Genomic DNA, 21,257 nt, shown 5'->3' on the forward strand with positions numbered 1-21,257 from the left:
AATGGATAAACTGAAACTGTTCATCATTTCCGGAGAAAAATCAGGAGACAATCACGCCGCCTCAATGGTAAGGGAGCTTAAAAAGCTCTGCGAAACTGAAATTGCGGGCACAGGCGGAGCCGGACTTAAAGCTCTGGGACAGAAACAGTTTTATGATATAAACGATATGACCGCCATAGGCATCGACGAAGCTCTGAGAAAAGTTCCGTTTCTGCTGAAAGTCAGGGACAGGCTTGTTGCCGAAATAAAGGCGGACAGACCAGACGCTGTGGTTCTTGTGGATTATCCGGGGTTCAATCTCCGTTTCGCACGCTATGCGAAGGAGCTTGGGATACCCGTTATATTTTATATTTCGCCCACCTTCTGGGCGTGGAATTATAAGAGAGTGCATAAGCTCAGGCAGTTTTGCGACCTCGTGCTCTGCATCTATCCTTTTGAACCGGAGATGCTGAAAAAAGAGGGCGTGAACGCTGTGTACGTCGGCAATCCCCTGAAAAAACAGATAGGTTTCAAATGTGCGGATTACGGAGAATTTCTGGCGAAGGGAAACTTTACCGGCGAGAAGCCAGTGATTGGTCTTCTGCCGGGCAGCCGCAGAAGGGAGGTGGAATCACTTCTGCCTGTTATGGTGCAGACCTCCAAACTGATGCCGCAGTACGAATATGTTGTGGGTGTGGCGGATACCATAGACGAAAGCCGCGTAAGGCAGCTCATAAAGGGTACGAATATCCGACTTGCCACAGGGCTTACCCACGATATTATGAAATATTCGCATATTCTCTGGATATGTTCCGGCACGGCGACTCTTGAGGCAGCTATAATAGGTACGCCGATGATACTGCTTTACAAAACGGGTATGCTCACCTATGCCCTCGCGCAGTTTCTCGTGCGCACCAAATATATAGGGATGCCTAACATCATAATGAAAAAAGCCGTTATTCCCGAACTGATTCAGGGAGATGTCTGCGTGCGTGCACTGGCGAAGTTCACGGATAAGATTGAGCAAAGTTACGATACCGTTAAAAGCGACCTTGCCGCTGTTGGCAGTTATTTTCCGGATACGGACTCGTCCGCGGACACAGCCGCGGAAATTTATTCCTTTCTAAAAAGCCGCCCGTAAGGAAATTAATTCCTTGATTTTTTGAAAAGTCTTTAGTTATCAATCAAAGCAGTATTGGCATGATATTTTCTATCCAATTGACGGAGGTGTCTAATGGAGAATCTATCAATGTTAAAACTTTTCAACTCGGTGCTGAAATCGGGCATGACACAGTCAGGCTCTTCCTCCTCCGCATCCGGATCCTCATCATCGGCATCCGAAAGCGGAAAATCCGGGTTTGAAGACGTTTTTAAGTCCTATCTGGACAAGACAGGCTCCCAGCAGAAGCCTACCGTAGTGAAAGCGGACACGTCAGCACAGCAGACGCAGGATACTGCCGAAGCGGCGGCGGAGACGGCAGAGACAGTTAATGACGCAGAAACGCCTGAGAAGGTGATAGAGAACCTTAATATAAGCGAAGAGGCGAAGACCGAGCTTAAAAAGCTCCTCGCCGAAGCGGACACACAGGAGGAAGCGGACGCTTTCGTTCAGCAGCTTCTCACCATGCTCCAGCAGGCGGGAATGACCGTTGAACAGGTGGAGGATGTTATGACCGACATGGCTTCGTCCATAATATCTCCTGCGGAAGGAATTCCTCAGGCGGCACCTGTGGTTCTGGAATCGGTGCTTGATTCCATCGTCAAAATTCAGGATTCCTTACAGGAACCCAAGGCTCAGTTCGTAATTCCTGAAAAGACGGAGCCGCAGAAGCTGACAGTTACTGACGAATCAGCAAAAAATCAGCAGCAAACTGAAAAACCGGCTGCGGTTCAGCAGCAGACACCCCAGACAAAACCTGTGACTGAACAGCAGTCTGCCCAGACCGAAACTGCTGAAGCGGCGGAAGCCGAACCTGAAGTGAAAACCACGGCGCAGACGACTCAGACTGAAACTGCAGAGGCAGACGAGACGGTTATAGACCTCGCCTCCAGACGCGTTGAAGCGAAGGCGGACACTAATCAGCAGAACACAGGCGATTTCTCAGCAAAAACGCATATGACCGAAAAAGTCATAACAACTGAAATCAAGATCGAAAAACCGCAGGATATAATGAAGTTCGCGGAACTTGTCGAGATAGCCAAATCCCAGAATGCCAGCAGGATAAACGTTCAGCTTAACCCTCTGGAGATGGGAAAGGTGAACATAGAGCTTACGGAGCAGTCCGGCAAGGTTACTGGGAAAGTGACCTTTGAATCGGAAACTGCCAGAAATTATTTCGCAAACAACATGGACTCTCTTAAACAGCAGCTTGCCGACAAGGGCGTGGCCATTGAAAATCTTGAATTTCTTTTCAAAGATTTTGACCACCATGAGTTTGCAGGATGGGACAACGGACAGAAGAAAGGCGGAACATCATCCGGTTCCGGTTCTTCCGACGGTGCATCGACAGAAGATGAATCGGCTCAGGAAGAGAACGATTCTGTAATATATGCCTGAAAAAGCGGGAGATAGAAAATGATAGTCTCAAGCGGAAGCGTAAATACGGATAAATACGATACTTCAAAAATGGAGATCGACAACGACCACGGGTCTCTCGATCAGTCCGATTTCCTTAATCTGTTCGTAACACAGATGCAGAATCAGGATCCCACAGAGCCTATGGACAGCTCACAGATGCTCCAGCAGACAGCTACCTTTTCACAGGTTGAGAGCATGGCGAGCATGAACGAAAACATGGAGAAGATACTTGATGTAATTTCCAGCAGTTCCGTTCAGTCGCAGATGGCATCCGCCTCCAGCTTCATCGGAAAAGTGATGGAGTATGAAGGCGACGACACCACCCTGACCTCCTCAGGAGCGGCGATATCTTTTGAGGCATCGGCTGTCCCTGCAAAAACCACGGTTACTATCCGCGATGAGGACGGAAAATACATCCGCACGCTTACTCCCAGCGTAAACGATACCGATAAGGTCTTTCTCATATGGGACGGCACTGATTCGTCAGGAAATCAAATGGAAACCGGTTCCTACAACTTTTCCGTAAAGGCTTATGACGCCGACGGAAAAGAGATTGAGGTTAAAACCTATTCAAACGGACAGGTAACCGGCGTGGCTACGGATTCCGGCAAGCTGATATACGAAGTTGACGGTTCATACGAGGTGGCAGCCGAAGATGTTATTTCCGTCAGAGAACTCACTAATTAACGAGGTGCGGATATGATGCGATCACTTTATTCAGCCATCAGCGGTCTGGGTGTAAACCAGCAGGCGATGGACGTTCTGGGTAACAACATTTCAAACGTTAACACCATAGGTTATAAAGCCGGCAGAACTATCTTTCAGGATATGCTCAGCCAGACGATTTCCGGCGGCACCGCGGCAACAAGCTCCGTGGGCAGCACAAACCCTTCGCAGATCGGTCTCGGTTCCGTTCTGGCGACAGTTTCCAACATCTTCACCGACGGCACCAACAAAACAACAGACGTTGATACCGACCTTGCAATCCAGGGTGACGGTTTCTTTATACTTGAGGGTAAATCAAACAACGAGTTTCTTTACTCCAGAGCCGGGGATTTCAACTTCGATTCTCTCGGCAATCTTGTTTCCGCATCAGGATACAGCGTTCAGGGATGGATGGCAGATCCTGAAACCGGCGAGATTGTAACCGACACCAACACGGAAGACATAGTTGTCGGTACGGACTATCAGGCTGTTGAAGCTAAATCGACATCGGCAACCACCGTTGCCGGTATTCTCAGCACAGACGCAGACCCCAATGTGCTTGAGTTTCCCACACTGCTGCACAGCGCACAGGCGAGCAACAGCATTTTCTCAGTATACTCCGCAAACGGCGTTAAGATGGACGTTGCCGATGAGGAGCCGATTAAGATAAAAGCGCACGCCACAGACCTTACGGACATGAGCAATATATATAACGATACGGACGTGAGTCTCGGCATTACGTCCTCAACCAATAACAGTCTTCTTGTTTACATCAACAACACGGCTGAAACCTTTACATACGGCACAACAGGTGATTTCACCACCATGGGTGAGCTTGCGGATGCACTTGAAACAAGGCTTAACACCATAGCGGGTGCCGCGGATTTCACAGTTTCCGTTGCCAACGGTAAGATAAGCGTGGCGAAAACAGCCAACGCAGGAACTGCCGTGACAATCAACTCTTTCAGCGGTTCCGCACGTCTTGCGGTTGCGCTTACGGGTCTTGCAGGAACATACGACGACACTTCCGATGTTAAAACGGGAGAGTCTCTGTTCTATGAAAACACCATCTATGCCGGCAGGGATTTTACAACCCTTTCCGAACTTGCGGCGGAAATTGAATCGTCCATAGACGGAAACGTCCTCGGCGGTTCTGATTTCACGGTTACATACGATGATGCCACAGGGCAGTTTGTATATGCGAACACAGGTACGGGGACTGCTCCCGACCTTACAGGTTTTTCTTTTGATAAAGCGTACAGCGGCACCGACTTTGAACTTAACATGGTAGCAAGTGACCCGCTGACAGTTGCAAAAGGCGCGGAAGGCAGAAGTATGACTTTCCTCAGAGAGGCGCACGATACTGACGCACTCATCAACCTTTACACCAGCAGCGGTTCTCCCATCGGTCTTACAGATGACGCGGTTATTCAGTTCACCTCCGGCATCGGCGGTACGGCACTGACAGGTACCGGCTCTCAGCCTGTTTACTCCACAGGTACCGACGGAGTCGTTGGCACTGCTGATGATATTTACTACACCCTTCAGGATCTCAGGGTTGCCCTTGCTGATTACCTCGGCTACAGTTCCTCTTCCGAATCGGAGCTTGCCCAGCACGTCGGCAGTTTTGACGACAATGCCGGAAAGCTGGTGCTGACATCAAACTCAGGTATACCGAATGCGCTGGATTTCATGAAGTTTGAGATTCTGGGAAGCGGTAATTACAGCACTTTCTACGACTATTACGATTATTCGACCACCCAGAACGCAACCGGCGGCGTTGTGACAACATCGCAGACTATCTATGATGCTCAGGGTAACGAACACACCCTTCAATACACTTTTGAGATGGTGGACTCCATCGACAACGTATGGAAGCTCACAGCCAGCACTCCGGAAACAAACGCAACCGTTGAATTTAACGAATCCACAGGCGGCAGCGTTTATCTTCACTTTAACTCAAACGGTTCTTTCAACTATATGGCAACGGAGGCGGGAACCAGAATACCCGCCCTTACGGCAAACTTTGATCCGAAAAACGGAGCAGGTGTTATATCAAACATCTCCATAGATCTTGGAACGGCATCCATGTTTGACGGCGTATATCTCTCCTCCGGCGACGGCGGCATTGAAAAAACAACTCAGGACGGTTATCCCACAGGTTCTCTTGAGGACGTACTTTTCAATACGGCAGGCGAGATAATCGGTTATTATTCAAACGGCGAGGTTGTAAAACTCGGTCAGATAGCTCTGGCAACCTTTACAAACCCGCAGGGACTTATGAAGGTGGGCGACACTACCTTCAAGTCGACAACAAGCTCCGGTGACGCATCCGTCGGTACTCCCGGAACAGGTTCCAGAGGAGACATAGCATCCGGCGCGCTTGAAAACTCCAACGTTGACCTTTCAAGCGAGTTTGTAAATATGATTACCACTCAGAGGGGCTTTCAGGCAAACTCAAGGGTTATCACAACATCGGATGAGATGCTTCAGGAACTTCTTTCACTCAAACGCTAATCAACTGACATAAAGGCTGCGGGGACAAGCTCCGCAGCCCTTCCTTAATCACTATTCCGCCATTATTTCTGTTGACTGCAATGGCTTAAATCCTGTATCTTTATAATAATTGTGAAACTTATGTTATTTAAACGACGGTTTGTCGCTTCTGCGGAGACGTTATGGATTTTGCAACGGTTATCGGAGCCGTATTAGGCTATGCTCTGATTTTAATCGCTCTTGTTATGGGCGGCGGAATAATTCAATACGTTGATATTCCGTCTGTGCTTATCGTTATAGGCGGTTGCTTCGGGATTTTGCTTATGTGTTTCCCTTTGGGCACGTTTATGAATTTTATGACGGTAACTCTGAAAACCGTTAAATCGCCTAAACAAAACGCATCATCTCTGATTGAGATGCTTGTTGAGTTTGCCGTTAAGGCAAGACGTGACGGTATACTCTCTCTTGAATCGGCAGGGGACTCAGTTACGGACGAGTTTCTTAAAAAAGGCATCAGGCTCGCAGTGGACGGCACCGAACCTGAAGTTATAAGAGACATCCTTGAAACTGAATTGAATTATATGGGTGAGCGACACAAAACAGGAGCAGGGATTCTCGGCGCTCTTGTTGAATATGGTCCTGCAATGGGTATGATAGGTACGCTCATAGGTCTTGTTGCGATGCTGCAGACGATGGATGACCCAAGCTCGATTGGTCCTGCAATGGCAACGGCGATACTTACCACGTTCTATGGTGCGATGATAGCTAACATGTTTGCGGGTCCTTTGAAATTTAAGCTGGAAGGACGCTCCGCACAGGAAACCCTTATCAGGGAGATAATGATTGCGGGCATTATGGCGATACAGGCGGGTGACAACCCGCGTATTGTGGAGCAGAAACTTAACGCATATCTTGCTCCTAAGGAACGTAAGTCGCAGTTTAACTGATATTTCCGGAGATTTATTAAATGGGTCAAAAGAAATGTCCCGATTGTAAACCGGGCGCTCCATTGTGGATGACAACTTTCACTGATATGAACCAGCTCCTGCTGACGTTTTTCATCCTGCTGCTCTCCATGGCGTCCCTTGACCAGAGAAAGATAAAGGTTGCTCTCGGTTCGCTGCAGGGTTCTCTCGGCGTTCTGAAAGAAGGCTCCCAGACAGAATATACAAAAGATGATATCATGTCCCGTATGTCGTTTGTTAAAAACGTCCAGTCTATGAAAACCAAATTAAGCGATAATTTAAAGTCATATGCACAGCAGGCAAACCTGCAGCAGAACATAACGGTTTCCGAGTCCAAAAAAGGCGTAGCAGTGCGCATTATGGATTCGTCACTCTTCGAGCCGGGAAGTGCGGTGCTTAAAAAGGATGCGGAACCCATTCTGGATAAATTCGCAGCCGTTATTGCGGAATCTCCGTTCAATGTCGTTGTTGAAGGACACACGGATGATCTGCCCCTTTCCACAGCTCAGTATCCCTCAAACTGGGATCTTTCCACGGCAAGAGCGGTGAACGTTGTGAAGTATTTCGTTACTAAAGGTGTCAACGCGCAGAAGCTCTCCGCGGCCGGTTACGGTGAATTTCACCCTGTTACTCCCAACATAAGCCCCGCGAGCAGAGCGAAAAACAGGCGAGTTGAAATCAACTTTGTCAGCCCGGAACTGGCGGAATCCAACAAAAATCTGTTTGATGCCGAAGAAGAGGCTCAGGCTACACAAGGAGGAAAGTAATGGCAGAAGAAGAAAAAACCGCCGAAGAGGGCGCGAAGAAGAAAGGTGGGAAACTTAAACTGATCATTATTGCCGTTGTTGCACTCATCATTCTCGGCGGCGGCGGATTTCTTGCGTATAAACTGTTCCTTGCCCCGAAAGACGAGGCGGCAGATGCCGAACACGCCAAGAAAGAAGAGGTTGCGGCACCCGAAAACGAGGTCGGAGTTTTATATCCCCTCGAAACATTCATCGTCAACATGGCGGATAACGACGGTTCCAGATATCTGAAAGTGACAATCCAGCTTGAACTGGATCACACTGAAATGCTGAAAGAAGAGCTGGACAAACGCGTTCCGCAGCTAAGGGATGCTATCCTGACGATACTTTCCGCAAAAACTTACGAAGAGATAAGCTCGGCACAGGGCAAGCTGATTTTGAAACAGGAGATACTGCGAAGACTTAATTCGCTTTTGCCGTTCGGGCAGATAACAAACGTGTATTTCACAGAATTTGTTTCGCAGTAAAATATATGAAAGATACTCACATTGCAAAACACGAGTTCGGCGAGGTACTTTTCGACATTAAGGTGGAGCTTGGGCGCAAGATGGTGAAAGTGCGCGATCTGCTCGGCTGGGAAAAGGGTACCATTCTGAAATTCAACAAAACTTCCGGAGAACCTGTGGATTTCCTTGTGAACGGAAAACCGCTCGCTTTGGGCGAGATAATGGTTCTCGATGATAAATTTGCCATGCGTATCACAGAGATACTGGACAAAGAGAAACTTACTGAGATGTACAAAAATGGCATGTACCGTTAAATATATCCTTATAACAGTCCTGTTTCTGTTCAGCTTCAGCGCTAATGCTGCACATCTGACATATGAAATAGACGATGCGGGACTGAGGATACAGATAGATTTCGAGCAGGGCTATTCAAACGTGAACACTCTGAAACTGGATAAGAGTTTCGTTGTCAGCTTTGAAACACCGGAACCAGTGGTTTTCAGCCAGGAATTCTGGGATATGCCCGTTGAAAAGCTGTTCGTCACGTCGGATGACACGAGAAAAAGGCTGATTACCGATTTTGCCGGTGAACTGGTGGTTCCTGAAATAGTTTCTCAGCCCAAAATGCTTAAAATCACATACGCTTTTCCCAAGGTGCAGCAGACTGATCCGGTCGTCGGGACTCAGGCTTATGCTCGCATGATATGGGGACTGCTCATTATTCTCGCTGTCATGCTTGGCATCTTCTGGGTTTTCAAGACTTATTTCAAAAGGCAGGTTTTTACCGATATTCCCGGTACCGGAAGGCTGTTGGGCAAGGCGGATATAGACCTGCGCAAAAGTCTTTATTTCTACGAAATTGACAATAAGATATACATTCTGGGAGTTACGGACGCCTCCATGACCCTTATCGAAAAGGTTTCGGACGAAGATGAAGTGACCCGTATCAAGTCGGGATTCAACAAGAAGACCGAATTTGTAAACTACATGAAGTTTTTCAAAAAGAACCCCGGAGTAAAAGACGAAGTGGAGATTTCCAGAAACTCCATTTCGGAGAGGTTGAAGTCATTAAGAAAACGCTGATAATAATAGCATTACTTCTGATTCCCTTTACCGGAGTTCTGGCGGCGGATCCTGTTCCTTTCCCTGCGTTCCGCTTCGGCATGGAACAGGCGGCGGGACCGCAGGACGTATCCGTCACTTTACAGCTTATTTTTTTCCTGACGATAATTTCCCTCGCACCGTCGATACTTATACTTATGACCTCATTCACGAGGATAATAATTGTGTTTTCGCTTCTGCGCACAGCAATGGGCACCACAACGGTTCCGCCCAGTCAGGTGCTTGTCGGTCTTGCACTGATACTTACTTTTTATATCATGCAGCCTGTTTTCAACGAGGCATACACAAAGGGGTATCAGCCGTATATGGCGGGTCAGCTTACGTTCGGAGAGATGCTGACTCAGGCGAAACAGCCCCTGCGGAAATTTATGCTTAACAACACCAGAAAGAAGGATGTACGCACCTTCATAGAGATAAGCAATCAGCCGAGACCGAAATCCGCTGCGGATATACCGGATACGGTTCTGGTGGCGTCGTTTGTTGTCAGCGAGCTTACGACCGCATTCCAGATGGGCTTTCTGATATTCCTGCCGTTCCTCATCATCGACTTTGTGGTGGCGAGCGTTCTGCTTGCCATGGGTATGATGATGCTGCCTCCGGCTATGGTCTCGCTGCCGTTTAAAATAATGCTGTTCATACTTGTTGACGGATGGGGACTCATCGTCACCTCTCTTGTCAAAAGTTTCTGGTAATAAACCATGACACCCGACTTAGTTATCGACATGCTTACGAAAGCGCTCCAGCTTTCACTGCTCATTGCGTCTCCCATGCTCCTTTTCGGGCTGATAATAGGTCTGATAATCAGTATTTTCCAGTCAGTTACGCAGATTCAGGAGATGACACTCACCTTTATTCCCAAGATAATAGGCGTTATCGTTGCGGTGATGCTCTTCGCCCCATGGATGCTGGATCAGATAATGACATATACTATCCAGCTTTTCAGCAATCTCCACAACTACATAGGTAAATAACATGAGAAACCTTGTGCTTGCGTGTCTGCTCCTTTTAACATACGGGGCATATGCTGCGGACAGGGCTGTTGTGCGGATGCCCGACACCCCGGACGATATGTATTCGTCCAGCCATGCGCTTGTCATAGGCGTTTATGATTACAGCGGCGGGTGGCCTAAGCTGCCGGGAGTGAGACAGGACACGGACGCTGTTTCCATGGCTTTGAGTGCACAGGGATTTAATGTCAGGCGCTCTGTAAACCCCACCGCCTCCGGGATAAAAGCCGCTGTTGATGAGTTCATAGCAAGATATGCGGGGGACAGGCGCGCGCGGATACTCATATACTTCGCAGGGCACGGACATACACTGGACGGCACCGGATACGTCGTCGGCAGGGATGCGAAAGACCCTGCTAAAGATACGGCGGGATTTAAAAAGGGTGCTTTAACCATAGATTATTTTGCCGAAAGGGCGAAAGAGATGGATTCCAGACACGGGCTTTTCGTTTTTGACAGTTGCTTTTCCGGCACAGTTTTTAAAACACTGCGCTCCATACCTGACTTTAAAACAGAGATGCTCGCAAGACCCGCGAAAGAGTTCATCGCCTCAGGAACCGAGAGCCAGCAGGTGCCCGATGACAGCGTCTTCCGCAAGCGGTTCATCGACGGGATAAACGGTTATGCCGATGTGAACGGCGACGGACTTGTCACCGGAAGCGAGCTGGGACAGTTCATTCAGACGGAGGTCTCTGGCTTTTCCGCGGGAACCCAGACGCCTGTTTACGGCAAACTTTCCGGTAACGACGGCGAGTTTCTTTTCTTCAGAGGGAAACAGCAACAGACTGCGTCAGTGGTTGCGCCTGCCGCAAGCGGAGAGCGGGAACAGCTTCTGGCAGTGATACGCAAAAGTCCGGGTTCCATAGAGGCGAACAACGCGCTGAAAAGGCTCCGCGAAATAGACGATTCACTCAAAAATCAGCCGCCTGTAACAGCTCCCGAACGCAAAGACAGAGTGACTACGGTCACTTCGACAGTAGTATATAAACGCGCTGACACTGACTATCCGTATGTTGTGATAGCTCCGGTGACTGCATATGCCGGAGGACACAGGATCACAGCCGCATTTTCAGTTGAGGCTGTAAACGGCAGTGCATACAAAAATCTTATGAACAGGAAAGAGATGCTCCGCTCTGTCATGGGGCATAAGATAGAAGATTCGGGAATTGACCGCAGCGACAGCATTGCTGATGTGCGTCGGAAAGTGAATGATGCCGCAAAGAGAGCCATGGAATTTGCATGTCCTTCCTGCGGACGCTATGCCCCTGTACTTAAAGGACTGATGATCAAATAGCTATTGCTTTTCAGACAGATATCTGGCTATAGCTTTTCTTTCTCCGCCAGTAATCTCCATGCCGAAATTTTCCATCCTTTTGATGGTGTCGAGCCACTGGTCATAGGTCTTTTTCTTTTTCAGGGCTAGTTCAGATCCGTGGCAGCTTGAGCATCTGGAGAGAAAAAGCTCGTCGGCAGGTGTTGACGGGGCAGAACTGCACGAGATACAGAGCATTATCAAAGGCGTCGCAAGCAAAAGGACTCTCATTTCTCCCCCCTTTTGATTGATTTTATATATTCCGTCGTTTCTGCGGATGCACCGTCGGATACTATCCGCGCGGTTATTTCATCGTTGTATTTCATGGCGCTTACTGTGTAGTTGTGGCTGCCTATGTAGGTTATCCTGCCGTCTATAACGGTTGTTTTTGCGTGGAGACGTGTATTTTTCGGGTCGTAGACCACGTTTATCCCAGCCTGTTTAAGTTCACTCCCGGTTTCGCGGTTTATTTTGCCTGTGATGTCCCTGCTGTTGGAATCGTCCATGACAACGTATATCTTAACGCCTTTCTTTGCCGCTTTGATAAGTGCCTGCTTGATTATCTCCGTATCGCCTGGTTTGAAATCCGATGTCTTGAACATGTAGATAGCCATATAGATGGACTGCTTTGCGTTTGAAATATCGTGCACGAATACAGGCAGAAGCTCCTCATTGGTGAGAATGGACACGGAAGATTCGTATTCCTTCATGGCTGCGTTCAGGTTCGTATATACGAACAGGGAGACAAATATGGCTAAAATTGAAAATAGTTTAAGCCACAGTTTCCTGTATTTTCTTCCAAATATCATCTTTTCCCTTTCCTGTGAGCGAGCTGAAGAGAACGAAAGATTCACGCGGCAGGTTCAGTTGTTTGCTGATGGCAGCGAGTCTGCTTGCGTTCTGATTGTTGGACTGTTTATCGCATTTAGTGAGTGCGATTATAGTTTTAAGGTTGTAGTGGCTGAACCAGAACAGCATACCCAGATCGTCCTCGTTGGGGTCTCGGCGGATGTCAAGGATAAGGACGCAGGCGGCGAGCTGGCGTCGGTCGGTGAGGTAGTTTTCAATGGTTTCTCCCCACTGTTTCTTCTCCTCTTTGGATACTTTTGCATAGCCGTAGCCGGGCAGATCCACAAGCATTATGCTGTCCTGCACAAGAAAGAAGTTCACCAGACGGGTTTTGCCGGGTGTTTTTCCAACTTTCACAAGTTTGCGCGTTCCAAGAAGTGTATTTATCATACTGGACTTGCCGACGTTGCTTCTCCCGCAGAATGCAATCTCAGGAAATTCCGTTACGGGATAGCCTTTCGGTTCTTTTGCGGATGTGATGAATTCAGCCTTCATGTATCACCCCTATCTCATGGAGAAAATCCATAGTGCCGAAATCGAACTCGAATGAAAATCCGGCGGCATTTTTGTGACCGCCGCCGCCGTTCTGTTCGGCGAGCCTGCGAACGTCCACAGCAGGACGGGAGCGCAGGGAAACTTTATGTCTCTGCATGTTTATGATTATAACGTAATCCATCTCAAGGTCTTTTATGATGTGGTTGCCAAGTTCCGAGCTGTATTCTTCTGCAAAGACAACGAAGAAATCCAGTCCATCCCTGTCTTTCAGAGAGAAGCCTGATTTTGCAGCAGAGTGAATGTATTTATCCCTGCGCTCAGTTTCAAGTTCCACAATAAGCTGTTCATCGGCGGAAAATCCATTGTAGGGTCTGCGCGAAAACCTCTCCATATAGCGCTCTACACCCAGTTTCATGAAGAGCATGTTCATCTGGAGACTGTCTTTGCGCTTCAGGTGCCACATATCGAAATCGTTGACGCACTCCGCAAGCTCGCGATAAGGCTCAACGTCTTTGCCCATATCCTTCAGCCATTCGAAGGTGAGCATGGTTGCCGACTTTTTTATGTCGTGTATGCACTCGGTCATCTCCGTAAGCCAGACAGAGGACTCGTGGTGGTCGATGATTATCATCTCTATTTCGCCAAGAAGGCGTTCGAAAGCTCTTTTGCCCGGAGACATATCAGTGATGAGTATCCTTTCATACTCAGCCGTGTTGACTTCGGCGAGTATCTGGTCTATCTCGTTGTAGTTACAGAAAATATTATCAACTTCCCGTAGAAATTTTTTTGTGAGAACGCCGCACGAAACGCCGTCCAGATCGTTGTGTGAAATGTGTAAAAGCATCTATTCTCCGATTATCTTAACAAGAACTCTTTTCTTTCGTCTGCCGTCAAATTCGCCGTAGAAAATGCACTCCCACGGACCGAAATCCAATTTGCCCCCGGTTACGGCGACAACCACCTCGCGCCCCATAATCTGGCGTTTGTGGTGCGCGTCTCCGTTGTCCTCTCCTGTGCGGTTGTGTCTGTACAGGCTCAAAGGCTCGTGGGGAGCCAGTTTTTCCAGCCAGTCCTTATAGTCCTGATGGAGTCCCTGTTCGTTGTCGTTTATAAACACCGATGCTGTGATGTGCATAGCGTTAACCAGACACAGTCCTTCTTTTATACCGCTTTCCCGCAGGCAGTCCTCAACGTCCCGCGTGATGTTGACAAATTCCATCCGTGCGGACGTGTTGAACCACAATTCTTTTCTGTATGACTTCATAGCTATAAACTAACAGGAATCGCCTATTAATGAAAGTTTATTTTCTGAAAAACAGGTTGAGGATGATGGTGATAACGACGCTTATGACTATCGATGTCACTATGGGAAAATGGAACGAGAAATTTTCACGCCTGATGTTGATATCGCCGGGGAGTCTGCCAAGATTTATGCCGCCGAATTTGGACAGCAGGAGCATAATAGCTCCCGCTGCCGCAATTATTATTCCGGTGATTATCAGAAATCTTGCGATATCGTTTGTCTGCAAGGTTTAAGCGCCTATCTGGTAATATTCGAAACCAAGCTCCGCCATCTTCTCTTTTTTGTACTGGTTGCGTCCGTCGAAGATTACGGGGTTTATGAGTGATTTCTTTATCTCTTCAAAGTCGGGGCTGCGGAACTCTTTCCACTCGGTGATGAGTATCATGGCGTCAGCTCCCTGAAGTGCGGAGTATTTGCTGTCAACGTACTCAACAGCATCGTTTCCTTTCAGATAGCACTCTTTCGCCTCGTGCACAGCTTTGGGGTCGTATGCCTTTATCTTTGCTCCGAGAGCCGTAAGCTCGTTTATGATGGTGATGGATGCAGCCTCGCGCATGTCGTCCGTTTCAGGTTTGAAAGAGAGTCCCCATACGGCGAATGTTTTACCTTTAAGGTCGCTGCCGAAACGGTTTATTACTTTCTGTACGATAACTTTTTTCTGGGCATAGTTAACAGCCTCAACAGCGTCCAGAATCTTAGGCTCATAGCCGTTGTTCTTCGCTGTGCGGATGAGCGCCTGAACGTCTTTGGGGAAACAGCTCCCGCCGTAACCGCAGCCGGGATAGATGAAACTGTAGCCTATCCTTGAGTCGCTGCCGATTCCTCTGCGCACCTTGTTGACGTCTGCGCCGACCTTTTCGCATATGTTGGATATCTCGTTGATAAAGGATATCTTTGTTGCAAGCATGGCGTTTGCTGCGTATTTGGTCATCTCCGCAGAACGGATGTCCATGGCGATGAATCTTTCGTGGTTAACTGTGAAAGGGGCGTAAAGCTCGCGCATAACCTCAAGAGCCTTGTCGTTGTCCGCTCCCACAACAACCCTGTCGGGTTTCATGAAGTCTGCAACAGCAGCACCCTCTTTGAGAAATTCGGGGTTGGATATAACGTCGAACGTAAGGTCGCTGCCGCGTTTTTTAAGTGCGGCTGTAACGGTTTGCTGCACCTTATCCGCAGTGCCGACAGGGACAGTGGATTTATCGATGATGTACATGTGCTTGTCCATGTGCTGACCGATGCTGTCCGCAACGCGCAGAACATATTGCAGGTCGGCGCTGCCGTCCTCTCCCATGGGGGTGCCAACGGCGATGAAGCATATATTGGACTTTTCCAGCGCCTCTTCAATCTTTGTGGTGAAAGACAGGTCGCCTGACTTAACGTTGTTCAGTACAATGGTGTCAAGACCCGGTTCGTATATCGGGATTATACCGTTTTTGAGGTTCTCAATCTTTTTCTTGTCAATATCCACACAGACAACCCTGTTGCCCATTTCCGCAAAACATGCGCCTGTTACCAGACCAACGTAACCTGTTCCTATAACGGCAATATTCATTTAATATCTCCTTGTCTTCTTAAAAGATCGTCAAAGTAATTTATTGTGTGTTTCAGTCCTTCTTCAAGCTGAATTTTCGGTTCCCAGCCCAGTTCCGCCTTCGCAAGGGTGATGTCTGGTTTGCGCTGCATGGGGTCGTCCTGCGGCAGCGGTCTGAAAACAAGCCGGCTCCTGCTGCCTATCATATCTATGACCTTCTGCGCAAGTTGTAAAATTGTAAACTCGCCTGGATTGCCGAGGTTTATGGGTCCCGTTAAGCCTTTTCTCGAACCCATCATGCGGATGAATCCTTCGATGAGGTCTTCGCAGTAGCAGAAACTGCGTGTCTGGCTTCCTGTTCCGTAGATGGTGATGTCCTCGTTTTTCAGCGCCTGAACTATGAAATTGCTGACAACGCGTCCGTCGTTGGGGTGCATCCTCGGACCATAGGTATTGAATATCCTGACAACCTTTATGTCCACGCCGTGCTGACGGTTATAATCGAAAAAGAGTGTTTCAGCGCAACGCTTTCCCTCGTCGTAGCAGGCTCTTATCCCTATCGGATTGACAGCGCCGCGATAGCTTTCCGGCTGGGGATGCACTTCGGGGTCGCCGTATACTTCTGATGTGGATGCCTGAAATATTCTTATTTTGAGCCTTTTTGCCAGCCCAAGCATGTTGATTGCGCCCATGACAGACGTTTTTGTGGTCTGAACAGGGTCAAACTGGTAATGGACGGGGCTTGCGGGGCAGGCGAGGTTATAAATCTCGTCCACTTCCACATAGAGGGGGAAAGTGATATCGTGGCGGAGAATTTCGAAATTTTTATTATCCAGCAGGTGTTTTACGTTGTCCCGCCTTCCGGTGAAAAAGTTGTCCACACAAAGAACTTCGTGTCCGTCTTTCAAAAGTCTGTCGCAGAGATGGCTGCCGAGGAAACCGGAACCGCCGGTGACAAGTATTCTTTTCATTTAACCTTCCGCATGAGAATTTAAAAGAATATCTTACCACAATCGGATGATTTTAAAAAGGGGTGAAAAGAAAGGAGCGGGTGAAAAAACACCCGCCCGTTATATTATGAATATCTGTATCTGCTCGTTTCCTCTTCCAGCACATGACCGTCGGTGCTCAGTTCCGTGCTCATTTCCGCCAGAACCGACGTTGCCTGAGTTATTTCGTCTATGCCGACGGAAACGTTCTGGATAGCCTGTTCCATCTGGGAGATTGCCGCCGCCTGTTCCTGCACTGCGGACACAACCTGCGAAATGTTGTCGGATGTCAGTATGGAGTTGTTCTTGGTAAGCTGCGCCATCTGTTTCAGGTCGCCCATAAACTCCGAAACGCCGCTTATGAGCTTTATGTTCTGCTCAACGTTTTTAACGGCGCTTTCCACCTGTTTGTTGTTCTGGTTTATGATGTCCGAAATCTCTTTGACCGATGACACTGTCCGCTCGGCGAGTTTTCGTACCTCATCCGCGACAACTGCGAAGCCTCTGCCCGCTTCGCCCGCCCGCGCAGCCTCGATAGCGGCGTTGAGGGACAGCAGGTTTGTCTGATCTGCGATATCGTTTATCAGCCCCAATATGTCGTACATTGATTCAGAATTGCTTTTAAGGGTGTTGATGTTGTCTATCAGCAGCTTGCTGGATGAAACCATGTTGCCGATTATCTTTTCGCCCTCCTGCGTCTTGTTCTCGGAGTTCTCCGCGTATTCGCGGCTCTGTTTGGCGAGATTTTCAGTCTCAGTCACCTTCATTGCGACATCCTCTACACCTGCGTTTATCTGATGCATTGCTGTGGAAATCTGGGAGACCTCCTGATTCTGCTGGGTGATGTTAGCGCCCAACTCCTCTGTTGAGGAGGAGAGAGTCGTTGATCCGAGGTTCAGCTTGTCCGCCGTTTCCCTTATGCTTTTAAGGGAGCGGGCGAGCTTTATTATCATTGCGGAGTTGTATTGTGTCAGTCTGGAAAATTCGTTGTCCGCTTTCAGTTCTTTCCGGTAGTATTCGCAGTCGTCGCAGGATTTGAGTTCGCCGTTTTTCAGTTTGATGCACTGAACCTCCATCCCGAAGTTAGGAGCTTCGCTGCCCACTGTGAGGTAACAGGGTTCGCCTTCAACTCCGTATGCCGTGCAGTTTCTGTCGTTGCACTGCATGTGGTCGGAGCAGCAGCCGCCAAAACCGGGCGTTCCTGTGTATTTCAGGTCGCCTTTGGCAACACTTACGAATGAACTTAGCATCTTTTCTATGCTGCTTTTGAACAGACGCACAGTGAGCACAGTTGAAAGAAGCAGCACTGCAAGCCCGCCGATGCTTATGAACAGGATGTTGCGCTCAACCATGCGGAAGGATGCGAAAAGCTCGTTTACCTCGTATCCGGCGGCGAGTATCCACTTCTTGTCAGGCAGGTACGAATAGTTTACCACTTTTGTTTTTCCGCTGAACGGGTAGGTTATGGAACCGTTTTGCTGTTCCAGCATTGTCCGGATGAAGTCATATTTGGATATATTTGTGCCTGTAAGCTGGGGGTTTATGTGGAAAAGAACGTTTCCTTTTTCGTCCAGAATGAAGAAATATCCGTTTTCGCCGAGCTTGTTTGAATCGATGAATTTTTTGATTTCCAAATATTTAGCGCTTTCCGTGACATCGCTGGCAAGAACCTCTGTCACATAGTATGTAAGAATACGATTCATCTCCGCTGAGCGCATCTGGGCGATGCCTTCGGCGTTAAGATTGTTATAGTGGCGGGTCATCATAATAATGACCGCAAAGATAAGGATAGAGATAAGCGTGATCGGCAGCAATAGCTGCAAGGACACGCTCGTCCTGCGTGTGAAACTGCTCATGGTTGCCTCCAAATCAAAATATCCGGTGCGTGCGTTTAAAATATCGCCTAAATAAAATAAAAGAGGCAGCTTGTTGTGTTTTGCGGTTCAGCTATTGTTAATAATTTAACTAGTGAACCATATAATATAATAATGTCATAATTGCAATTGTATTGTCAAACGGAAAATATAGAAATCGACGATAGCGTTTTGAGAGGTGTCAGGGCAAGGATATGATGGAGTTTATCTTTTTATTTATCTGACTGATATATCTGTCTTCTTCGCTGTATATGCACCCGCAGTACGGCTGGCGGTACATGTTTCTTTCCTTCGAGCAGTCGATGCCCTTCTGCCACCCTTCGCGGAAGTCGTGATAGAAAAAATCTATGGCATACTTGTCCGACATTTCTAAGGCTATGGATTTCATAAGGTCGTGGTTCTGGTATCTGCTGTAAAAAAGGGTGCTGGTGAACGCATCGAACCCTTCGTCCTTCGCTTTTTTCGCCGTCGCCTCAATACGCACTGTATAACAGTAAGAGCATCTGCCGCTGATATCCTGAGCGACGTTCTTTGCGAACTCCTCCAGACCGTACACGTTGTCCGTGAAAAGCGGTATGCCCTCTTCGCGGTCGAACTGCGCGAGGGTTTCGAATCTTCTGAAATATTCGGTGACAGGGTGAATGTTCGGATTGAACCAGTACCCTGCAATGCTGTGTCCCATGCCCTTTAACACCTCCACGGGGTAAACCGAGCAGGGACCGCAGCATTGATGCAGAAGTATATTCATTACATATCCACTTTGGGCAGGTTTTTAAGTGATTCCTCAATGGCTGCTTCGGGATATTCGTAGTCCTCCAGCTTGCCTTCGAGGTACTGGTCGTATGACGCCATGTCAAAAAATCCGTGACCGGACAGACAGAAGAGCAGAGATTTCTTTTCACCCGTCTCTTTGCATTTAAGCGCCTCAAGAGCTGTCGCGGCTATGGCATGTGCCGATTCAGGCGCGGGAATTATGCCTTCGGTCTTTGCGAAGAGAGTTCCGTATTTGAATATGTCGAGCTGTCCGACACTGCGCGCACCAACCAGACCTTTGTCCATTAGGTTGCTGACGATTGGGCTGTCGCCGTGGTAGCGAAGACCGCCCGCGTGTATTGCTGGTGGCATGAAGTCGTGACCGAGGGTGTACATTTTAAGGATAGGAGTGAGTTTCGCCACGTCGCCGTAGTCGAATGCGAATTTGCCTTTGGTCAGCGTTGGGCATGAAAGGGGTTCAACTGCGATACACTCAACCTTTTTACCGTCCATTTTGTCTTTTACGAAGGGAGCCGCTATGCCGCCGAAGTTTGAACCGCCGCCGCATGATGCGAATATCATATCGGGGTAGTCGCCGCCTATCTCCATCTGTTTCTGCGCTTCAAGACCTATGATAGTCTGGTGGAGCAGGACGTGGTTAAGCACGGAGCCAAGCGCATAGTTGGTATCCTTGCGGGATGCGGCTTCTTCAACTGCCTCGCTGATGGCGAGACCGAGGGATCCGTTAGAGTTCGGGTCTTTTTTCAGCGCTTCGCGTCCGGCGTTTGTCATTTCGGAGGGGGAGGGAATGACCTCTGCACCGAACAGATTCATGAAGGATTTTCTGTAAGGTTTCTGGAAATAGCTGACCTTTACCATATAAACCCGCAGCTGCATTTCGAATATCTGCGCGGCGAAAGAGAGCGCACTTCCCCACTGACCTGCGCCAGTTTCCGTGGCGAGACGGTTTATGCCGCATATTTTGTTGAAATACGCCTGCGGAACGGCTGTGTTGGTCTTGTGGCTGCCTGCGGGTGAAACACCTTCATATTTATAATATATCTTACATGGCGTACCGAGCGCCTGTTCCAGTCTTTCTGCTCTTATAAGGGGCGACGGACGCCAGATTGAGAGTATCTCAAGAACTTTTTCGGGTATGTCGAACCATGCCTGCGGACTCATCTCCTGTTCAAGGAGCGGTTCGGGGAAAATGGCTGTCATCTCTTCGGGGGTAACGGGCTTTCCTGTGGCCGGGCTGATTGGCGGCGCCATGTCCGGCAGTTCCGAAAGGATGTTGTACCATTTCTTTGGCATGTCGGCGGGGTTGAGATATATCTTTTTCACACTGACCTCCGTTTGTGATTTCCCGATGATTTTAATTTATTTATATGTTTAATTCAATAGAGTTTGCCCGCGGTTTCGTGGTATTTTATTTATGTGAGGTGAGATATGAAAAAGGTGCTTGTTATACTTGCGGACGGATTTGAAGAGATTGAGGCGGTCACTGTTGTGGACATCCTCCGCAGGGCAGAGATAGAAACAGTCACCTGTGCGCTGAAAGAGGGGCTTGTTGAAAGCGCCAGAGGTATGCGTATGGAGGCGGACACGGAGATTTCAAGGATAGACGCCAACGAATTCGATATGATAGTTCTGCCGGGCGGACTTCAGGGCGCAAAAAATATAGATGAGGACGAGAACGTCCAGAATATAATAAGAAAATACATGCGTGAAGAGCGGTTTGTTGCCGCCATATGCGCTTCACCTTATATGCTCGCAAAGAGCGGACAGATAAAGGACTGCATGATGACCTGCTACCCGACGTTTAAAGGGATAGTGGAACAGCTCTGCGAATATCAGCTTGCGGAGGTGGTTGTGGACGAGAATATTATAACAAGCCGTGGTCCCGCCACAGCTCCGGAATTCGCTTTCACACTTGTTGAGCTTCTGAAAAGCGAAACTGCCGCACAGAAACTGCGGGAAGGTATGCTTTACGTCTGAAAAGTAATTAGCACGCGTTTTGCTAAAACTCTGTATACGAGGTGCAGTT

General features: G+C 48.4%; 24 protein-coding genes. 13 read left to right on the forward strand and 11 right to left on the reverse strand.

Features of this window, described 5'->3' with window-relative positions; all coding sequences use genetic code 11:
• Window position 1 precedes the first annotated feature (1 nt).
• From lpxB to Q7P67_RS04150, 12 genes are all read left to right on the forward strand, one after another.
• On the forward strand, window positions 2-1,120 hold the full coding sequence (lpxB, locus tag Q7P67_RS04095; RefSeq protein ID WP_303850631.1) for a lipid-A-disaccharide synthase: 1,119 nt from the start codon (window positions 2-4) through the stop codon (window positions 1,118-1,120).
• Between the two features lie 93 nt (window positions 1,121-1,213).
• The gene (locus Q7P67_RS04100) at window positions 1,214-2,536 is read left to right on the forward strand and encodes a flagellar hook-length control protein FliK (RefSeq protein WP_303850632.1); all 1,323 of its coding nucleotides are present in this window, start codon (window positions 1,214-1,216) and stop codon (window positions 2,534-2,536) included.
• An 18-nt stretch (window positions 2,537-2,554) separates the two neighbouring features.
• Window positions 2,555-3,244, forward strand: a complete 690-nt coding sequence (locus tag Q7P67_RS04105; RefSeq protein ID WP_303850633.1) for a flagellar hook assembly protein FlgD — start codon at window positions 2,555-2,557, stop codon at window positions 3,242-3,244.
• A 12-nt stretch (window positions 3,245-3,256) separates the two neighbouring features.
• Window positions 3,257-5,779 carry a flagellar hook-basal body complex protein gene (locus Q7P67_RS04110; RefSeq protein WP_303850634.1) on the forward strand — a complete coding sequence of 841 codons (2,523 nt, stop codon included), beginning with the start codon at window positions 3,257-3,259 and terminating at the stop codon, window positions 5,777-5,779.
• Between the two features lie 161 nt (window positions 5,780-5,940).
• A complete protein-coding gene (locus tag Q7P67_RS04115) occupies window positions 5,941-6,705 on the forward strand; it encodes a motility protein A (protein ID WP_303850635.1) in 765 nt (254 codons plus the stop codon).
• Window positions 6,706-6,725: 20 nt separating this feature from the next.
• The gene (locus Q7P67_RS04120) at window positions 6,726-7,490 is read left to right on the forward strand and encodes an OmpA family protein (protein WP_303850636.1); all 765 of its coding nucleotides are present in this window, start codon (window positions 6,726-6,728) and stop codon (window positions 7,488-7,490) included.
• On the forward strand, window positions 7,490-7,996 hold the full coding sequence (locus tag Q7P67_RS04125) for a flagellar basal body-associated FliL family protein (RefSeq protein WP_303850637.1): 507 nt from the start codon (window positions 7,490-7,492) through the stop codon (window positions 7,994-7,996). Before Q7P67_RS04120 ends, Q7P67_RS04125 begins: the two co-directional genes overlap by 1 nt.
• Window positions 7,997-8,001: 5 nt before the next feature.
• Complete coding sequence (locus tag Q7P67_RS04130) at window positions 8,002-8,289, forward strand: FliM/FliN family flagellar motor C-terminal domain-containing protein (RefSeq protein ID WP_303850638.1); 288 nt, start codon at window positions 8,002-8,004, stop codon at window positions 8,287-8,289.
• Window positions 8,273-9,058 carry a hypothetical protein gene (locus tag Q7P67_RS04135; RefSeq protein ID WP_303850639.1) on the forward strand — a complete coding sequence of 262 codons (786 nt, stop codon included), beginning with the start codon at window positions 8,273-8,275 and terminating at the stop codon, window positions 9,056-9,058. Before Q7P67_RS04130 ends, Q7P67_RS04135 begins: the two co-directional genes overlap by 17 nt.
• 80 nt (window positions 9,059-9,138) lie before the next feature.
• On the forward strand, window positions 9,139-9,789 hold the full coding sequence (gene fliP, locus Q7P67_RS04140) for a flagellar type III secretion system pore protein FliP (protein ID WP_303850640.1): 651 nt from the start codon (window positions 9,139-9,141) through the stop codon (window positions 9,787-9,789).
• A gap of 6 nt (window positions 9,790-9,795) precedes the next feature.
• The gene (fliQ, locus tag Q7P67_RS04145) at window positions 9,796-10,068 is read left to right on the forward strand and encodes a flagellar biosynthesis protein FliQ (protein ID WP_303850641.1); all 273 of its coding nucleotides are present in this window, start codon (window positions 9,796-9,798) and stop codon (window positions 10,066-10,068) included.
• Between the two features lies 1 nt (window position 10,069).
• A complete protein-coding gene (locus Q7P67_RS04150; protein WP_303850642.1) occupies window positions 10,070-11,398 on the forward strand; it encodes a caspase family protein in 1,329 nt (442 codons plus the stop codon).
• On the opposite strand, the gene Q7P67_RS04155 is transcribed toward Q7P67_RS04150, so the two are convergent.
• From Q7P67_RS04155 to Q7P67_RS04205, 11 genes are all read right to left on the reverse strand, one after another.
• Window positions 11,399-11,647 (reverse strand): hypothetical protein, encoded by a 249-nt coding sequence (locus Q7P67_RS04155; protein WP_303850643.1) that lies wholly within the window; start codon window positions 11,645-11,647, stop codon window positions 11,399-11,401.
• The gene (locus Q7P67_RS04160) at window positions 11,644-12,225 is read right to left on the reverse strand and encodes a phospholipase D-like domain-containing protein (protein ID WP_303850644.1); all 582 of its coding nucleotides are present in this window, start codon (window positions 12,223-12,225) and stop codon (window positions 11,644-11,646) included. The genes Q7P67_RS04155 and Q7P67_RS04160 overlap by 4 nt, the downstream gene beginning before the upstream one ends.
• The gene (yihA, locus tag Q7P67_RS04165) at window positions 12,188-12,760 is read right to left on the reverse strand and encodes a ribosome biogenesis GTP-binding protein YihA/YsxC (RefSeq protein ID WP_303850645.1); all 573 of its coding nucleotides are present in this window, start codon (window positions 12,758-12,760) and stop codon (window positions 12,188-12,190) included. The genes Q7P67_RS04160 and yihA overlap by 38 nt, the downstream gene beginning before the upstream one ends.
• Window positions 12,750-13,604, reverse strand: a complete 855-nt coding sequence (locus Q7P67_RS04170; protein ID WP_303850646.1) for a DHH family phosphoesterase — start codon at window positions 13,602-13,604, stop codon at window positions 12,750-12,752. The genes yihA and Q7P67_RS04170 overlap by 11 nt, the downstream gene beginning before the upstream one ends.
• The gene (locus tag Q7P67_RS04175) at window positions 13,605-14,024 is read right to left on the reverse strand and encodes a secondary thiamine-phosphate synthase enzyme YjbQ (RefSeq protein WP_303850647.1); all 420 of its coding nucleotides are present in this window, start codon (window positions 14,022-14,024) and stop codon (window positions 13,605-13,607) included. It lies immediately after the preceding gene.
• A gap of 37 nt (window positions 14,025-14,061) precedes the next feature.
• Entirely contained in the window at window positions 14,062-14,289 is a 228-nt protein-coding gene (locus tag Q7P67_RS04180) for a DUF2905 domain-containing protein (RefSeq protein WP_303850649.1), read from the reverse strand.
• A gap of 3 nt (window positions 14,290-14,292) precedes the next feature.
• A complete protein-coding gene (locus Q7P67_RS04185) occupies window positions 14,293-15,615 on the reverse strand; it encodes a UDP-glucose/GDP-mannose dehydrogenase family protein (RefSeq protein WP_303850650.1) in 1,323 nt (440 codons plus the stop codon).
• On the reverse strand, window positions 15,612-16,565 hold the full coding sequence (locus tag Q7P67_RS04190; RefSeq protein WP_303850651.1) for a UDP-glucuronic acid decarboxylase family protein: 954 nt from the start codon (window positions 16,563-16,565) through the stop codon (window positions 15,612-15,614). The genes Q7P67_RS04185 and Q7P67_RS04190 overlap by 4 nt, the downstream gene beginning before the upstream one ends.
• A 104-nt stretch (window positions 16,566-16,669) precedes the next feature.
• Window positions 16,670-18,439, reverse strand: coding sequence for a methyl-accepting chemotaxis protein (locus Q7P67_RS04195; RefSeq protein ID WP_303850652.1), 1,770 nt, complete (start codon window positions 18,437-18,439; stop codon window positions 16,670-16,672).
• A 199-nt stretch (window positions 18,440-18,638) separates the two neighbouring features.
• Complete coding sequence (locus tag Q7P67_RS04200; protein ID WP_303850653.1) at window positions 18,639-19,205, reverse strand: epoxyqueuosine reductase QueH; 567 nt, start codon at window positions 19,203-19,205, stop codon at window positions 18,639-18,641.
• Window positions 19,205-20,554 carry a TrpB-like pyridoxal phosphate-dependent enzyme gene (locus tag Q7P67_RS04205; protein ID WP_303850654.1) on the reverse strand — a complete coding sequence of 450 codons (1,350 nt, stop codon included), beginning with the start codon at window positions 20,552-20,554 and terminating at the stop codon, window positions 19,205-19,207. Before Q7P67_RS04205 ends, Q7P67_RS04200 begins: the two co-directional genes overlap by 1 nt.
• Window positions 20,555-20,659: 105 nt before the next feature.
• Between Q7P67_RS04205 and Q7P67_RS04210 the strand changes: the two genes are divergently transcribed.
• Entirely contained in the window at window positions 20,660-21,208 is a 549-nt protein-coding gene (locus tag Q7P67_RS04210) for a DJ-1 family glyoxalase III (protein WP_303850655.1), read from the forward strand.
• Window positions 21,209-21,257: the final 49 nt, after the last annotated feature.

The sequence above is a fragment of the Seleniivibrio woodruffii genome (genome assembly GCF_029267515.1).
Taxonomy (GTDB): domain Bacteria; phylum Chrysiogenota; class Deferribacteres; order Deferribacterales; family Geovibrionaceae; genus Seleniivibrio; species Seleniivibrio woodruffii_A.

Excerpts from the sequence above, each read along its gene's own strand:
- Q7P67_RS04155 (WP_303850643.1), bottom strand. The coding sequence starts at position 11,647 with ATGAGAGTCCTTTTGCTTGCGACGCCTTTGATAATGCTCTGTATCTCG.
- Q7P67_RS04105 (WP_303850633.1), top strand. The coding sequence starts at position 2,555 with ATGATAGTCTCAAGCGGAAGCGTAAATACGGATAAATACGATACTTCA.
- Q7P67_RS04210 (WP_303850655.1), top strand. The coding sequence starts at position 20,660 with ATGAAAAAGGTGCTTGTTATACTTGCGGACGGATTTGAAGAGATTGAG.
- Q7P67_RS04135 (WP_303850639.1), top strand. The coding sequence starts at position 8,273 with ATGGCATGTACCGTTAAATATATCCTTATAACAGTCCTGTTTCTGTTC.
- Q7P67_RS04120 (WP_303850636.1), top strand. The coding sequence starts at position 6,726 with ATGGGTCAAAAGAAATGTCCCGATTGTAAACCGGGCGCTCCATTGTGG.
- Q7P67_RS04150 (WP_303850642.1), top strand. The coding sequence starts at position 10,070 with ATGAGAAACCTTGTGCTTGCGTGTCTGCTCCTTTTAACATACGGGGCA.
- Q7P67_RS04170 (WP_303850646.1), bottom strand. The coding sequence starts at position 13,604 with ATGCTTTTACACATTTCACACAACGATCTGGACGGCGTTTCGTGCGGC.
- Q7P67_RS04190 (WP_303850651.1), bottom strand. The coding sequence starts at position 16,565 with ATGAAAAGAATACTTGTCACCGGCGGTTCCGGTTTCCTCGGCAGCCAT.
- fliQ (WP_303850641.1), top strand. The coding sequence starts at position 9,796 with ATGACACCCGACTTAGTTATCGACATGCTTACGAAAGCGCTCCAGCTT.
- Q7P67_RS04110 (WP_303850634.1), top strand. The coding sequence starts at position 3,257 with ATGATGCGATCACTTTATTCAGCCATCAGCGGTCTGGGTGTAAACCAG.
- Q7P67_RS04125 (WP_303850637.1), top strand. The coding sequence starts at position 7,490 with ATGGCAGAAGAAGAAAAAACCGCCGAAGAGGGCGCGAAGAAGAAAGGT.
- lpxB (WP_303850631.1), top strand. The coding sequence starts at position 2 with ATGGATAAACTGAAACTGTTCATCATTTCCGGAGAAAAATCAGGAGAC.
- Q7P67_RS04115 (WP_303850635.1), top strand. The coding sequence starts at position 5,941 with ATGGATTTTGCAACGGTTATCGGAGCCGTATTAGGCTATGCTCTGATT.
- Q7P67_RS04200 (WP_303850653.1), bottom strand. The coding sequence starts at position 19,205 with ATGAATATACTTCTGCATCAATGCTGCGGTCCCTGCTCGGTTTACCCC.
- yihA (WP_303850645.1), bottom strand. The coding sequence starts at position 12,760 with ATGAAGGCTGAATTCATCACATCCGCAAAAGAACCGAAAGGCTATCCC.
- Q7P67_RS04160 (WP_303850644.1), bottom strand. The coding sequence starts at position 12,225 with ATGATATTTGGAAGAAAATACAGGAAACTGTGGCTTAAACTATTTTCA.
- Q7P67_RS04185 (WP_303850650.1), bottom strand. The coding sequence starts at position 15,615 with ATGAATATTGCCGTTATAGGAACAGGTTACGTTGGTCTGGTAACAGGC.
- Q7P67_RS04100 (WP_303850632.1), top strand. The coding sequence starts at position 1,214 with ATGGAGAATCTATCAATGTTAAAACTTTTCAACTCGGTGCTGAAATCG.
- fliP (WP_303850640.1), top strand. The coding sequence starts at position 9,139 with ATGGAACAGGCGGCGGGACCGCAGGACGTATCCGTCACTTTACAGCTT.
- Q7P67_RS04175 (WP_303850647.1), bottom strand. The coding sequence starts at position 14,024 with ATGAAGTCATACAGAAAAGAATTGTGGTTCAACACGTCCGCACGGATG.
- Q7P67_RS04195 (WP_303850652.1), bottom strand. The coding sequence starts at position 18,439 with ATGAGCAGTTTCACACGCAGGACGAGCGTGTCCTTGCAGCTATTGCTG.
- Q7P67_RS04130 (WP_303850638.1), top strand. The coding sequence starts at position 8,002 with ATGAAAGATACTCACATTGCAAAACACGAGTTCGGCGAGGTACTTTTC.